The organism is Streptomyces sp. NPDC090108, assembly GCF_044747185.1.
GTDB lineage: Bacteria > Actinomycetota > Actinomycetes > Streptomycetales > Streptomycetaceae > Streptomyces.
This window is the reverse complement of sequence record NZ_JBIVDQ010000005.1, coordinates 569,619-583,414: the sequence shown is the minus strand read 5'-3', so window position 1 is coordinate 583,414 and position 13,796 is coordinate 569,619. Positions and strand designations below refer to the sequence as shown.

The following is a 13,796-nucleotide window of genomic DNA, read 5'->3' as shown; positions in this document are numbered from 1 at the left end:
GGGAGGGCCCCGCGGCCGCGCTGGACCGTTCCCTCACGCCTTCACCAGTCCCTGCCGCGCCGCGCCGCCCAGCGCCAGGTACACGTCCTCCAGGCTGGGCGTGGTGAGGGTGAAGTCGTCCAGGGCGGCGAACGCGGCGCCGCCGGTCACCGTGGCGACGGCGGCGCGGGCCTCCTCGGGCACGAGCCGCAGCGTCCAGCGCCGGCCGGACTCCACGGCCCGCTCGCGCAGCGCGGCGACCTCGGGCACCTCCAGCGGCGCCCGTTCCCGCCAGACCAGTTCCACCCGCACCTCGCCGGACACCCGTTCCTTGAGTCCGGCCGGGGTGTCGCAGGCGATGACCCGGCCCCGGTCGAGGACGGCGACCCGGTCGAGGACGGCCTCGGCCTCGATGACGTTGTGGGTGACCAGCAGCACGGTCGTCCCGCGCTCGGCACGCCTGCGGTCCACGGCCGCCCAGACCGCGCGCCTGGCCACCGGGTCCATGCCGGTGGTCGGCTCGTCCAGCACGAGCAGCGGGCGCTCCCCGACGAGCGCGGCGGCGAAGCAGGCGAGCCGGCGCTGTCCGCCGGACAGCCTCTTCAGGGCGCGCCCGGCTATCTCCGTGAGCCCCAGTTCCTCCAGGACCGCGTCCCGTTCGGCCCGCGCCCGCCTGACGTCCAGGCCGCGCAGGCGTCCGGTGGTCTCGGCGGCGAGCGCCACGGTCAGCTCGTCCAGGGCGGAGGACTCCTGGCCCAGGTAGGCCAGCAGCCGCGCGGCCCGCTCGGGGTGGCGCACGATGTCGTGGCCGAGGATCTCGACGCTGCCGGTGTCCGGGCGCTGCAGTCCGGTGAGCTGGCGCACGAGGGTGGACTTGCCGGCGCCGTTCGGCCCGAGCAGCCCGAAGATCTCTCCGCGCCGCACCTGGAGGGTCACGTCGTCGGTGGCGCGCACCTCGGGTGTGCCGGGGGTGCCGCGCCGCTGCCCGACGGGGGGATAGGTCTTGCTGAGCCCGCGTACGCGGACGGCCTCGCTCTGCCGAAGTGCCTGTCCCGCGCCCGTACTCACAAGGGACGAGGGTACGGGGTGCGAACCCTCCGCTCGCCCTCGGGGCCGCTTCTCACGTCCCGGGGGTCACGGCCGGCGGGGCGGTGTCCGGCGTGCCGTGTCCCGCCCGCCTCCGCGTTCCGGCCGGGTGCGCGTCTCACTCCCCCGCGGAGACGTTCTCGGCGGCCGCGGGTACGTCGACCTCACGCCAGAAACCCGCCCGGATGGCGTAGCGGTCGTGCTCGTCGATCTGGTCGTCCTTGTGGGCCAGCAGCCCGAAGCGCGCGGCGTAGCGCAGCAGCTCGCCGTCGATGCGGTGCGGGATGCGCGGGTACATCGTGGACAGCCGCTGGAGCTGGCCCTGGTCGGCGAGCCGGGAGATCCAGCGGCGGGCGAAGACCTGCCCCACCTCGTAGGGGTCGCCGCCGACGGTGGTGATGTCCTCCTCGCGGTCGGCCCACCGCTGTTCGGCGGTGGTGAGCTGGGCCAGCGTCGGCATCGCGGCGACCTCGGGCGGCTCGGACACCGCGCCGGGGCGGTCCACCCAGCCCTTGTCGGACGACCAGCGCAGGGTCGCCGTCGCGGGATGCTGGGCGGGCGGCGCGCCGGGCGCGCGCAGCCCGGCGAGGTCCTTGGGGGTCGGGACGCCCTTGGGGGCGGGCAGCCGCTCCGGGACGCCGGCGTCGGCGGGGGCGGGCGCCGGACCCGCGCTCTCCTGGGCGCCCTGCTCGGCGGCGGCCGCGAGCGCGGAGTCGGGCAGCGGCGCGGAGAGGATCGCCGCGATCTCGGGGCGGGGCACGGGCGGCGGCGCGCAGACGCCGGTCAGCTCCTTGGCGCGGACGGCCTGGGTGATCCAGGCCCGGTCCAGCACGCGCCGCTCGTCGGCCTCGGCGACCAGGTCCTCGGACTGGTTGTAGTCGCCGTCGGCGGCCTGGACGGCCCACAGGTGGACGGCGACGCCGTGCTCCTTGGCGGCCATCATGCCGGGCAGCAGGTCGCCGTCGCCGGTGACGAGGACGACGTCGGAGCAGGCGCGGTTGCGGGCCAGCTCGGTCAGCTCGGCGTGCATGGCGGCGTCCACGCCCTTCTGCGCCCAGCGGCCGTCGCTGCGGGTCAGGGCGCCGAGGCGGACCGTGACCCGGGGCATCACGCGCAGCCGGCGATGCTCCGGCTGGGGGACCCGGTCGGGGGCGCCGTCGAACCAGTAGATGCGCAGCAGGGGGCGCTCGGTGTCCGACTCGGCGCGCTCGCGCAGGGCCTGGATCAGGGCGGCGTGGTCGACGGTGATCCGGGACCGCGAGGGCTCACCGGCGAGGAGGCTGGCGGCGGCCCCCAGCAGATATCCGGCGTCCACCAGGACGATGCAACGGTCCACGCGACTCACCCTCTTCCCGGGAGGTTTTGCTTCGGACTTCCTTCGAGTCTGCCCGACCGCGCGGGGGTTAACGGCCGGAACTCGATCTTCGGCGTGGCGTTTGCGCGTTCTCCGCGCCCAGTTCCCCTGTCACAGACGGTAATTATCCGACATGCGCCTGTTGTCGGCGTATGTGAATCTGAATCCGGCCCTGGCCCCTAGATCCCCCTCAGGAGGCAGATCACCATGGCCAAGAACAAGAACCAGAACCGTAAGCAGAGTGGTGCCCCGCAGAGCCGCGCTTCCCAGGCCGAGTCCCCGGAGCAGCGCTCCGGGGAGTCGCACGAGACCCCGGCACACGTTCCGGGCAGCCCGTCCGACGTGGCCCGCAAGAAGCAGAAGAGCTTCGGGCACAACTAAAGGGCAGTTGAGGCCCAGGCACGCGGAAGGGGCGCACCCGCCCGGGGTGCGCCCCTTCCCGCGTCATCGGCTCAGCCCGCCAGGCAGGACGGGCCGAGCAGCACCTTCAGATCGCCGAAGAGCGCGGGATCGGGCTTGACCCGGTGCCGGTCCAGGCGGAGCACGGTGGTCTTGCGCGGGCCCTGGAGCCTGATGCGGACCTCGCTGTCGCCCTTGTGGTGGCTGAGGATCTCGCCGAGGCGGCTGATCATGGGCGGGGTGACCCTGGTGGCCGGGATGGTGAGGATCACCGGGGCGTTGGTGCCCGCGTTGGACAGGTCGGGGACCATCAGCTCCATGGCGACGAGCCGGGGCACGTCCTCGCGCTTGTCGAGGCGGCCCTTGACGAACACCACTGCGTCCTCGACGAGTTGGGTCGAGATCAGCTGGTAGGTGGCCGGGAAGAACATGCACTCGATGGAGCCGGCGAGGTCCTCGACGGTGGCGATGGCCCAGGCGTTGCCCTGCTTGGTCATCTTGCGCTGGAGGCCGGAGATGATGCCGCCGATGGTGACGACCGCGCCGTCGGCGTGCTCGCCTCCGGTGAGCTGGGAGATGCCCGCGTCCGCCTTGTCGGACAGCACGTGCTCCAGTCCGAAGAGCGGATGGTCGGACACATACAGACCGAGCATCTCGCGCTCCTGGGCGAGCAGATAGGTCTTGTCCCACTCCTCGGTGGTGAACTCCACGTCGAGTCCGAAGCCGGGCTCGTCGCCGCTCTCCTCGCCCATGCCGCCGAAGAGGTCGAACTGCCCCTCCGCCTCCTTGCGCTTGACCGCGACCACGTTGTCGATCATCGGCTCGTACTGCGCGGTGAGGCCCTTGCGGGTGTGGCCCATGGTGTCGAAGGCGCCGGCCTTGATCAGCGATTCCGTGGTGCGCTTGTTGCAGACCACCGCCTCGACCTTGTCGAGGTAGTCGGGGAAGGAGGCGTACTTCCCCTTGGCCTTGCGGCTGCGGATGATCGCCTCGACCACGTTGGTGCCGACGTTGCGGACGGCGGAGAGGCCGAAGAGGATCACGTCGTCGCCCTGGGCGGCGAAGTTGGACTGGGACTCGTTGACGTTCGGCGGGAGCACCTTGATGCCCATGCGGCGGCACTCGTTGAGGTAGACCGCCGACTTGTCCTTGTCGTCCTTGACGGAGGTGAGCAGTCCGGCCATGTACTCGGCCGGGTAGTTCGCCTTCAGGTACGCGGTCCAGTACGAGACCAGGCCGTACGCGGCCGAGTGCGCCTTGTTGAACGCGTAGCCGGCGAACGGGACCAGCACGTCCCACAGGGCCTGGATGGCCTCGTCGCTGTAGCCCTTGTCCCGCGCGCCCTTCTGGAAGAGGACGAAGTTCTTCGCCAGTTCCTCGGGCTTCTTCTTGCCCATCACGCGGCGGAGGATGTCGGCCTCGCCGAGCGAGTAGCCGGCGATGATCTGGGCGGCCTTCTGCACCTGCTCCTGGTAGACGATCAGGCCGTAGGTGACGGCCAGGACCTCTTCCAGGGGCTCCTCCAGCTCCTTGTGGATCGGGGTGATCTCCTGGAGCTTGTTCTTGCGCAGCGCGTAGTTGGTGTGCGAGTCCATGCCCATGGGGCCGGGACGGTAGAGCGCCGACACGGCGGAGATGTCTTCGAAGTTGTCGGGCTTCATCAGGCGCAGCAGGGAGCGCATGGGGCCGCCGTCGAACTGGAAGACGCCGAGGGTGTCGCCGCGCTGGAGGAGTTCGAAGGTCTTCGGGTCGTCCAGCGGGAGGCTCAGGAGATCGATGTCGATCCCCTTGTTGGACTTCACCATCTTGACGGCGTCGTCCATGATCGTCAGGTTGCGCAGGCCGAGGAAGTCCATCTTCAGCAGGCCGAGCGACTCGCACTGCGGGTAGTCCCACTGCGTGATGGTCACGCCGTCCGTGTGCCGGACCCAGATCGGGGCGTGGTCGACGATGGGCTCGCTGGACATGATCACGCCGGCGGCGTGCACACCCATCTGCCGCACCAGGCCCTCCACACCGCGCGCGGTGTCGATGACCTTCTTCACGTCCGGCTCGTTCTCGTACATCGCGCGGATCTCGCCCGCCTCGCTGTAGCGCGGGTGCGAGGAGTCGGTGATGCCGTTGAGGTCGATGCCCTTGCCCAGGACGTCGGCGGGCATGGCCTTGGTGAGGCGGTCGCCCATGGCGTACGGGTAGCCCAGCACGCGCGCGGAGTCCTTGATCGCGTTCTTGGCCTTGATCTTGCCGTAGGTGCCGATCATGGCGACCTTGTCGGCGCCGTACTTCTCGGTCACGTACCGGATCACCTCGACGCGCCTGCGCTCGTCGAAGTCGATGTCGACATCGGGCATGGAGACGCGCTCGGGGTTGAGGAAGCGCTCGAAGATCAGGCCGTGCGGGATCGGGTCGAGGTCGGTGATGCCCATGGCGTAGGCGACGATCGAGCCGGCCGCGGAGCCTCGGCCGGGGCCGACGGCGATGCCGTTGTTCTTGGCCCACATGATGAAGTCGGCGACGACGAGGAAGTAGCCCGGGAACCCCATCTGGATGATGACGTCCATCTCGTACTCGACCTGCTTCTGGCGGTCGTCGGGGACGCCGCCGGGGAAGCGGCGCTCCATGCCGCGGCGCACCTCCTCCTTGAACCAGGTGATCTCCGTGTAGCCGTCGGGGATGTCGAACTTCGGCATGAGGTTCTTGGCCTCGAACATGCCGGCGGTGTCGACCATCTCGGCGACCAGGAGGGTGTTGGCGCAGCCCTCCTGCCAGGCGTCCGAGGAGTCGATGGCGTACATCTCGTCCGTGGACTTCAGGTAGTAGCCGGTGCCGTCGAACCTGAAGCGGTCGGGGTCGGAGAGGTTCTTGCCGGTCTGGATGCACAGCAGCGCGTCGTGGGCCTGCGCCTCGTGGGCGTAGGTGTAGTGCGAGTCGTTGGTGACCAGCGGGGGGATGCCGAGCTTCTTGCCGATGTCGAGCAGGCCCTCGCGGACCCGGTGCTCGATCTCGATGCCGTGGTCCATCAGCTCCAGGAAGTACCGGTCCTTGCCGAAGATGTCCTGGTAGTCGGCGGCCGCCTTCAGGGCCTCGTCGTACTGGCCGAGGCGCAGCCGGGTCTGCAGCTCGCCCGAGGGGCAGCCGGTGGAGGCGACGATGCCCTCCGACCACTGGGCGATGGTCTCCTTGTCCATCCGGGGCCACTTCTGCAGCCAGCCCTCGGCGTAGGCGTCCGAGGAGAGCCGGAAGAGGTTGTGCAGGCCGGTGCTGTTCACGGCCCACATCGTCTTGTGGGTGTAACCGCCGGAGCCGGAGACGTCGTCGCGCTTCTGGTGCGGCTGGCCCCACTGGATCTTGCGCTTGTTGCGCCGGGACTCGGGGGCGACATACGCCTCGATCCCGATGATCGGGGTGACTCCGGCCTTCTTCGCGGTGTGGAAGAAGTCGTACGCCCCGTGGAGGTTGCCGTGGTCGGACATGGCAATGTGCGTCATGCCCATTTCATTGCAGGCATTGAACATGTCCTTGAGCCGCGCGGCACCGTCCAGCAGCGAGTACTGGGTGTGGACGTGCAGGTGCGTGAAGGGCGGCTTGGACACGGTTTCGGCCTCCTGGGAGAACGGCGGACAGCGGGCGTGCGACCGGCTGCGGACCGTTCGGCGGCGGGCGGGGGGACAGCTCGGAAGTCTATGCCCCGCCACTGACACCCGAGGGCTCTGGCCACTGACACCGGAGGGCTTTGGCCGCGTACCTTCATGCGGGAACCGGGCACTCCCGCGTGGCGTCGCCCGTTGGAGACGGCGGACGTGCCGCCGTGCACGGTCCCGCACATCCACGCACCACTCCAGCACCACTCCAGCACCAGGAGGCACCCCGCGATGCCGGTCCCCCAGCTCAGCGACGAGCAGCGCGGCGAGGAGATCCTCGCCGTCTTCGACACCGCCTTCGGCCGGCTCCTGGCCGCCGACCCCGCCGCCTTCCGGGTGAAGTTCCGCAAGATGGCGGCGTCGGCGTTCGCGTTCTACCGGGGCACGGCGGCCCTCTTCTACCACGACCTGGACGCCGAGAAGCGCGGCGGCCCGTACCTGGACGAGCGCACCTCGCGGGTGTGGATCCACGGCGATCTGCACGCCGAGAACTTCGGCACCTACATGGACTCCAACGGCCGCCTGGTCTTCAACGTGAACGACTTCGACGAGGCCTACGTCGGCCCGTTCACCTGGGACCTCAAGCGCTTCGCCGCCTCCGTCGCGCTGATCGGGTACGCGAAGGCACTCGGCGACGAGCAGATCACCGAGCTGGTGACGGTCTACGCGGAGGCCTACCGCGAGCGCATCCACGCCCTGGCCACCGGCGCCAAGCGCGACGAGGTGCCCCCGTTCACCCTGGACTCCGCGCAGGGCCCGCTGCTGGACGCGCTGCGCGACGCCCGCGCGCTGACCCGCTTCGAGCTGCTGGACTCGATGACCGAGATCCGCGACTTCGAGCGCCGCTTCGCGGCCGGCGGCGGCTCGATCGAGCTGGACGCGGCCACCCGCTACAAGGTCCTCGCCGCCTTCGACGGCTACCTGGAGACGCTGCCCGACTCCTCGCTGGCCCGCCCGGACTCCTACCGGGTCAAGGACGTCGTCGGCCGCCGCGGCATCGGCATCGGCTCGGCGGGGCTGCCGTCGTACAACATCCTGCTGGAGGGCGCCACCGACGCCCTGGAGAACGATGTCGTGATCTACATCAAGCAGGCCCAGACGCCGGCCGTGTCCCGGCACGTCACCGACCCGGAGATCGCCGGATACTTCCAGCACGAGGGCCACCGCACGGTGATCTCCCAGCGCGCCCTGCAGGCGCACGCCGACCCGTGGCTGGGCTGGACCGAGCTGGACGGCGCGGGCCAGCTGGTCGCCGAGGTCTCCCCGTACGCCGTCGACCTGGACTGGGGCGACATCGACGACCCGGAGGAGATCGCGGCGGTCGTCGCCGACCTCGGCCGGGCCACGGCCACGATGCACGCGGCCGCCGACGAGACCTCCGGCGAGTCCCTGGTGCCGTTCTCCACCGAGCGGGCCATCGACGCGGCGCTCGCGGCCGACGAGGAGGGCTTCGCGCCGGTGCTGGTGGAGTTCGCGCACGCCTACGGCGCACGCGCGCGTGCCGACCACCAGATCTTCGTGGACCTGTTCCGCAACGGCCGCATCCCGGGCCTGTGAGCGCGGGCGGACCCACAGCGACCCTTTAGGGGTTCTTTACTCGCGTACGTGACAGACTCTCGTCTCGCTATGGACATATCCGGGATCCCGCTCAGAGCCGCGCGCGCGGTGCTGTTCACGGCCTTCGTCGTGACGCTCGGCACCGCGTCGCACGTGCTGCTGTCGCGGGCCCCGCTGCCGGCGGCGACCGTGCTCACGGTCGCCGCCGGGGTGTTCGTCACCGCGTACGCGCTGGCGGGCCGCGAGCGCGGCTTCGGCCGGATCGCGGCCCTGCTGATCCCGCTGGAACTGGCCGCGGACACGGTGTTCACCACCGGCCAGCACACCTGCTACGGCCCGGCGGGCGGCCCGGTCACCGGACCGCTGCGCGCGGTCGGCCTGGACCTGCTGTGCCAGGGCGGCTCCGTGGGCGCCCCGCTCGCCCCGCTCGCCCGGGTGGCGGGCGGCACCGGCCGCACCGGCGCCCTGCTCGCGCCCGCGCACCCGGCCGCCGTCTGGCTGCTGCTCGCCGCGCACGTCGGGGTGGGGCTGCTGGCCGCGGCCTGGCTGCGGCGGGGCGAGCGGGCGCTGGCCGAGCTGCTGCGCGCGGTCGCCACGACCACCTTCCGGCCGCTGCTGCTGGCCGTCTCCGCGGTCACCGCCGGGCTGTCCCCGGCCCGCCGGCTGCCGCGGCCGGCCCCGCGCCCGGCCGCCGTCCGCGACCTGCTGCGCACGCACTCCCTGGGACGCCGCGGACCGCCGCGCCCGTCCGTCCTCGCCTCCGCCTGACCGACGGCACCGGCCCTCGCCGGGCGGCGGACCGCGCACGACCGGTCCGTACCCGCACGTCCCCACACACGTCCCGCGCACGACAGATGCGCGTCCCACAGGGAGATCACCAGCATGAGCCAGCGCAACAGCCAGTCGGCGAAGACGGCGGCCCGGGAGCGGCTGCGCGAGGAGCGCGAGCGGCAGGCCAGGCGCGACAAGACCAAGCGCCAGCTCGTCGTGGCCGCCTCGGTCGTCGCCGTGCTGGCCGCGGCCGGCGGCATCGGCTACGCCGTCGTCCAGGCCAACAAGCCCAGCCACTGGGAGGCCATGAAGAAGGCGAAGGTCGTCGCCCCGGCCAACACCACGGGCACGAACGGCACCACCGTCGTCATCGGCAAGGACACCGCCAAGAAGACCCTCAAGGTCTACGAGGACCCGCGCTGCCCGATCTGCGCCCAGTTCGAGCAGACGGTCGGCTCGACGGTGAAGAAGGACCTGGACGCCGGCAAGTTCAAGATCCAGTACGTCGGCGCCACGTTCATCGACAGCCACGACAACGGCGAGGGCTCCAAGAACGCGCTGAGCGCCCTGGGCGCCGCGCTGAACGTCAGCCCCGAGGCGTTCGCCGAGTACAAGACCGCGCTGTACTCGACGAAGTGGCACCCGGACGAGACGACCGACAAGTTCAAGGACGACAGCTACCTGCTCAAGGCGGCCGACACCGTCCCCGCCCTCAAGAACAACGCCACGTTCAAGAACGCGGTCGAGAAGGGCACCTACGACGCCTGGGCGATGGCCATGTCGAAGACCTTCGACGACAACAAGGACGGCGTGAGCGGCACCCCGAGCTTCGTCATGGACGGCAAGAAGCTCAGCGCCGACGCCCAGGGCAACCCGCCCATGACGGTGGCCGACTTCGAGAAGGTGGTGGGCGCGGCCCTCAAGGGCTGACGGCCCGTCCGGACACCGGCCGACGTCGCGGGACCGGTCACCGCGTGAAGAGCGGGCGAACTTTCGGAGTTCGCCCGCTCTCGTGCGTACCGATCAGTAACCTGATCGCTCGTGACCAGTCGACAGCATTCGCCCCGGGCTTCCCAGGGGCTCAACCCGCCTGCCCCCAGCCGCCGTACGGTCGTGAAGGCCGCGGCGGCCACCGCGGCCCTGGCCGGACCGCTGGCCGCCGCGCTCCCGGCCCGCGCGGCCGCGGACGCCCCCGCGTTCCTGCACGGTGTGGCCTCCGGCGACCCCCTTCCCGACGGCGTCCTGCTGTGGACGCGGGTGACCCCCACCCCCGATGCCACCCCCGGCTCCGGGACCGGCCCGGACACCGAGGTGACCTGGACCGTCGCCCGGGACAGGGCGCTGACGAACGTCGTGGCCCAGGGCTCCACCACCGCCACGGCCGCCGCCGACCACACCGTGAAGGCGGACATCCGCGGCCTGCAGCCGGCCAGCGACTACTACTTCCGCTTCTCGGCCGGCACCGCCGTCTCCCCGGTGGCGCGCACCCGCACCGCGCCGGCGGCCGACGCGGCCGTGCCCGGCCTGCGCTTCGGCGTGGTCTCCTGCGCCAACTGGGAGGCGGGCTGGTTCTCCGCCTACCGCCACCTCGCGGCCCGCGGCGACCTCGACGCCTGGCTCCACCTGGGCGACTACATCTACGAGTACAAGTCCGGCGAGTACGCGGCCCGGGGCAAGGTCGTCCGCCCGCACGCCCCGGCCCACGAGATCCTCACGCTCGCCGACTACCGGATCCGGCACGCCACGCACAAGACCGACCCCGACCTCCAGGCGCTCCACCTGAAGGCCCCGGTCGTCGCGATCTGGGACGACCACGAGTTCGCCGACAACGCCTGGTCGGGCGGCGCGGTCAACCACACCGAGGGCGCCGAGGGCACCTGGACGGCCCGTCAGGCCGCCGCCAAGCAGGCCTACTTCGAGTGGATGCCGGTCCGCCCCGCGATCGCCGGCACCACCTACCGCCGGCTGCGCTTCGGCAAGCTCGCCGATCTGTCCCTGCTGGACCTGCGTTCCTTCCGCTCCCAGCAGGCCGCCACGGCCAGCGGCGCGGTGGACGACCCGGACCGCACGATCACCGGGCGCGCCCAGCTCGACTGGCTCAAGGCGGGTCTGAAGGCCTCCGACACCCGGTGGCGGCTGGTCGGCAACTCGGTGATGATCTCGCCGGTCGCCTTCGGCTCGCTCTCCGCGGACCTGCTGAAGCCGCTGGCCAAGCTGCTGGGGCTGCCGCAGGAGGGCATCGCCGTCAACACCGACCAGTGGGACGGCTACACCGACGACCGCCGCGAACTGCTGGACCACCTGCGCGCCAACGCCATCGGCAACACCGTCTTCCTGACCGGTGACATCCACATGGCGTGGGCCAACGACGTGCCCTACGACGCGGGCACCTACCCGCTGTCGGCCTCGGCGGCCACCGAGTTCGTCGTCACCTCGGTGACCTCCGACAACCTCGACGACATCGTGAAGGTCCCCGAGGGCACGGTCTCGGCGGTCGCCTCGCCGGTCATCAGGGCGGCGAACCGGCACGTCCACTGGCTGGACACCGACCGTCACGGCTACGGCGTCCTGGACATCACGGCCGACCGGGCGCAGATGGACTACTACGTGCTGTCCGACCGCACCGACCCCGCCGCGACCTCGGCCTGGGTCCGGTCGTACCGCACCGCGAGCGGCAGCCAGCGCGTCGAGCGGACCTACGACCCGGTGTGAGGCGCCGGTCCGGCCTGCCGGGTCAGTCCAGGCTGTCGAGGAAGCCGAGCGCCACCCGCCAGGTGGCCTCGGCGGCCTCCCGGTCGTAGTCCGGCAGCTCGGGGTCGGTGTAGAGGTGGCCGGCCCCCGGGTAGCGGTAGACCTCCACGTCGGCGCCGGTCCGGCCCATCTGCAGGTACCAGGCGCTCAGCCAGTCGTCCGTCTCGAACGGGTCGGGCTCCGCCACGTGCAACTGCACCGGCAGGTCCTCGGCCTGCGCGTTCGGCGCGATGTCCGAGGTGCCGTGCAGGAGCAGCAGACCCTTCGCCTTCTCGTCGCCGAGGGCCAGGGTCTGGGCGACGGAGGCGCCGACCGAGAGGCCCGCGTAGACCAGTCCCCGGTCCGAGTAGGGCGCGGCGGCCAGCACCGCGCGCTTCAGCAGTTCCTCCTTGCCGAGCTGCTCCTTGAACTCCATGCCCTCCTCGGCCGTGCCGAAGGTGCGCCCCTCGAAGAGGTCCGGCGTCCACACCTCGTGCCCGGCCGCACGCAGCCGCTCGGCGGCCTCGCGCACGGCAGGGGTGAGCCCGTAGACGGAGTGAAAGAGCATGATGTTCATGGACCCATGGTGCCAGCAGCCTCCGCCGCCCGGGCACCTCGGCCCCGTGTGGACGGGTGTGTCGCCCGGCCGCCGACATGCGCGGATGCCGGGGCGGGCCGTCAGCGCAGGCTGCGTACGTCGAGGTGGCGCAGGACCCGGTCCACGATCTCCGGGTCCGCTCCCGGCTCGCTGCGGGCGGCCAGCACCTCGTGCCGGGCCGCGCTCATCAGCTCCCCCTGGATCTTCCGCACCCGCTTCAGCCGCAGCGCCCTCTTCTCATGGGCCTCCCGCCGTTCCTCCTCCCCGAGTTCCGGGCTGATCCGGATCCCGATGTCGTAGGCCCGCCGCAGCATCTGCTCGGACAGTTCCTCCGGCAGCTCCTCCACCTGCTCGATCTCGCGCAGCTTCTGCCGGGCGGCCTTCATCGCCCGGCCGGCCAGCTCCTTCTCGAACTCCTTCTCGCGCTCGGAGTCGGCCCTGACCCCCAGGCGCTTCACCAGCCACGGCAGGGTCATCCCCTGGAGCACCAGCGTCGCGGCGATCACCCCGAACGCGATGAACACGATCTCGTTCCGGTCGGGGAAGGGCGTCCCGGCGTCGGTCTCCAGCGGGATGGCCAGCGCGAGCGCCACCGAGGCCACCCCGCGCATCCCGGACCACCACATCACCAGGGTCTCCCGCCAGCCCAGCGGGATCTCCTCCTCGTAGTCCCGGCTGGCGTGCAGCCGCCTGGTCAGCCAGGTCGCGGGCATCAGCCACACCAGGCGTACGACGACGACCACGGCCGCGACCGCCGCCGCGTAGCCGAGGAGCGTGCCCCAGCGTCCGGGCGCGGTGGTGATCGCGTTGTGCAGTTCGAGGCCGATCAGCCCGAAGGCCACCCCGGTGACGAGCGTGTCGACGATGTCCCAGAAGGTGTAACCGGCCAGCCGGGTCAGCACGTCGTCGGCGTCGGTGGCGTACTCGGCGAGGTAGAGGGAGACGACGAGCACGCTGAGCACCCCGGAGCCGTGCAGTTCCTCCGCGAGCACGTAGGAGGCGTACGGAACCAGCAGGGTCAGCCCGATCTGCAGGGTCGCGTCGCCGAGCAGGTCCAGCAGCCGGTTCGCGCCCCAGCCCAGGGCGAGTCCGACGACGACGGCGACCACGGCCGACAGCACCAGGTCCAGGCCCGCGCGCCAGGCCGAGAACTCGCCGCTGACGGCGGCGGCGATGGCCACGTGGTAGAGCACGATCGCCGTGACGTCGTTGAAGAGGCCCTCGCCCTCCAGGATGGACACCAGGCGGCGCGGCAGCCCGAGCTGTCCGGCCACGGCGGTCACGGCGACCGGGTCGGGCGGGGCGATCAGGGCGCCCAGCGCCACCGCGGCGGCGACCGGCAGGCCCGGCACCATGGCGTGGGCGGCCGCCGCCACGCACACCGTGGTGACGAACACCAGGGCGACGGCCAGCAGGAAGATCGGGCGTACGTTCGCCGCGAACTGCCGCCAGGAGGTGCGGCGCACGGCGGCGTAGAGGAGCGGCGGCAGCACCGTGGGCAGGATCAGCGAGGGCGGAACCGTCACCTCGGGCACGAAGTCGGCCACCGCGAGGACCCCGCCGAACAGGGTCATCAGCACCGGCGCCGGAAGCCCGAACCGGTCTCCCACCGGAACGCTCACCACGGCCCCGAGCAGCAGCAAGAACAACAGGCCCAACTGATCCACGGCCGGCACTTTCG

General features: G+C 71.4%; 10 protein-coding genes. 5 read left to right on the top strand and 5 right to left on the bottom strand.

Going from position 1 to position 13,796, the window contains the following annotated elements:
• Window positions 1-33: 33 nt before the first annotated feature.
• Both ACIPRD_RS20815 and ACIPRD_RS20810 read right to left on the bottom strand, forming a co-directional pair.
• On the bottom strand, window positions 34-1,047 hold the full coding sequence (locus tag ACIPRD_RS20815) for an ABC transporter ATP-binding protein (protein ID WP_356398588.1): 1,014 nt from the start codon (window positions 1,045-1,047) through the stop codon (window positions 34-36).
• 136 nt (window positions 1,048-1,183) lie between these two features.
• The gene (locus ACIPRD_RS20810) at window positions 1,184-2,401 is read right to left on the bottom strand and encodes an NYN domain-containing protein (RefSeq protein WP_401564898.1); all 1,218 of its coding nucleotides are present in this window, start codon (window positions 2,399-2,401) and stop codon (window positions 1,184-1,186) included.
• Window positions 2,402-2,626: 225 nt separating this feature from the next.
• Between ACIPRD_RS20810 and ACIPRD_RS20805 the strand changes: the two genes are divergently transcribed.
• A complete protein-coding gene (locus ACIPRD_RS20805) occupies window positions 2,627-2,800 on the top strand; it encodes a hypothetical protein (RefSeq protein WP_356398584.1) in 174 nt (57 codons plus the stop codon).
• A 71-nt stretch (window positions 2,801-2,871) separates the two neighbouring features.
• Here the strand turns inward: ACIPRD_RS20805 and dnaE are convergent, their stop codons facing one another.
• The gene (gene dnaE / locus ACIPRD_RS20800) at window positions 2,872-6,411 is read right to left on the bottom strand and encodes a DNA polymerase III subunit alpha (protein WP_401564895.1); all 3,540 of its coding nucleotides are present in this window, start codon (window positions 6,409-6,411) and stop codon (window positions 2,872-2,874) included.
• A gap of 279 nt (window positions 6,412-6,690) precedes the next feature.
• On the opposite strand from dnaE, the gene ACIPRD_RS20795 reads away from it, so the two are divergent.
• From ACIPRD_RS20795 to ACIPRD_RS20780, 4 genes are all read left to right on the top strand, one after another.
• Window positions 6,691-8,016 carry a DUF2252 domain-containing protein gene (locus ACIPRD_RS20795; protein ID WP_356398580.1) on the top strand — a complete coding sequence of 442 codons (1,326 nt, stop codon included), beginning with the start codon at window positions 6,691-6,693 and terminating at the stop codon, window positions 8,014-8,016.
• A 69-nt stretch (window positions 8,017-8,085) separates the two neighbouring features.
• Complete coding sequence (locus tag ACIPRD_RS20790) at window positions 8,086-8,784, top strand: hypothetical protein (protein ID WP_401565164.1); 699 nt, start codon at window positions 8,086-8,088, stop codon at window positions 8,782-8,784.
• A 114-nt stretch (window positions 8,785-8,898) separates the two neighbouring features.
• The gene (locus ACIPRD_RS20785; RefSeq protein ID WP_356398578.1) at window positions 8,899-9,717 is read left to right on the top strand and encodes a thioredoxin domain-containing protein; all 819 of its coding nucleotides are present in this window, start codon (window positions 8,899-8,901) and stop codon (window positions 9,715-9,717) included.
• A gap of 111 nt (window positions 9,718-9,828) precedes the next feature.
• Window positions 9,829-11,499: an alkaline phosphatase D family protein gene (locus ACIPRD_RS20780; RefSeq protein ID WP_401564892.1), complete on the top strand. Its 1,671-nt coding sequence runs from the start codon at window positions 9,829-9,831 to the stop codon at window positions 11,497-11,499.
• Window positions 11,500-11,521: 22 nt separating this feature from the next.
• Here ACIPRD_RS20780 and ACIPRD_RS20775 read toward each other — a convergent pair whose 3' ends face one another.
• Together ACIPRD_RS20775 and ACIPRD_RS20770 are read right to left on the bottom strand one after the other, a co-directional pair.
• Window positions 11,522-12,094 (bottom strand): dienelactone hydrolase family protein, encoded by a 573-nt coding sequence (locus ACIPRD_RS20775; RefSeq protein ID WP_356398574.1) that lies wholly within the window; start codon window positions 12,092-12,094, stop codon window positions 11,522-11,524.
• Window positions 12,095-12,195: 101 nt separating this feature from the next.
• Complete coding sequence (locus ACIPRD_RS20770) at window positions 12,196-13,782, bottom strand: Na+/H+ antiporter (protein WP_401564890.1); 1,587 nt, start codon at window positions 13,780-13,782, stop codon at window positions 12,196-12,198.
• Between the last annotated feature and the right edge of the window lie 14 nt (window positions 13,783-13,796).

Bases quoted from the DNA above. Each gene is read 5' to 3' on its own strand.
- ACIPRD_RS20805 (WP_356398584.1), top strand. From the start codon at position 2,627: ATGGCCAAGAACAAGAACCAGAACCGTAAGCAGAGTGGTGCCCCGCAG.
- ACIPRD_RS20795 (WP_356398580.1), top strand. From the start codon at position 6,691: ATGCCGGTCCCCCAGCTCAGCGACGAGCAGCGCGGCGAGGAGATCCTC.
- ACIPRD_RS20790 (WP_401565164.1), top strand. From the start codon at position 8,086: ATGGACATATCCGGGATCCCGCTCAGAGCCGCGCGCGCGGTGCTGTTC.
- ACIPRD_RS20785 (WP_356398578.1), top strand. From the start codon at position 8,899: ATGAGCCAGCGCAACAGCCAGTCGGCGAAGACGGCGGCCCGGGAGCGG.
- ACIPRD_RS20775 (WP_356398574.1), bottom strand. From the start codon at position 12,094: ATGAACATCATGCTCTTTCACTCCGTCTACGGGCTCACCCCTGCCGTG.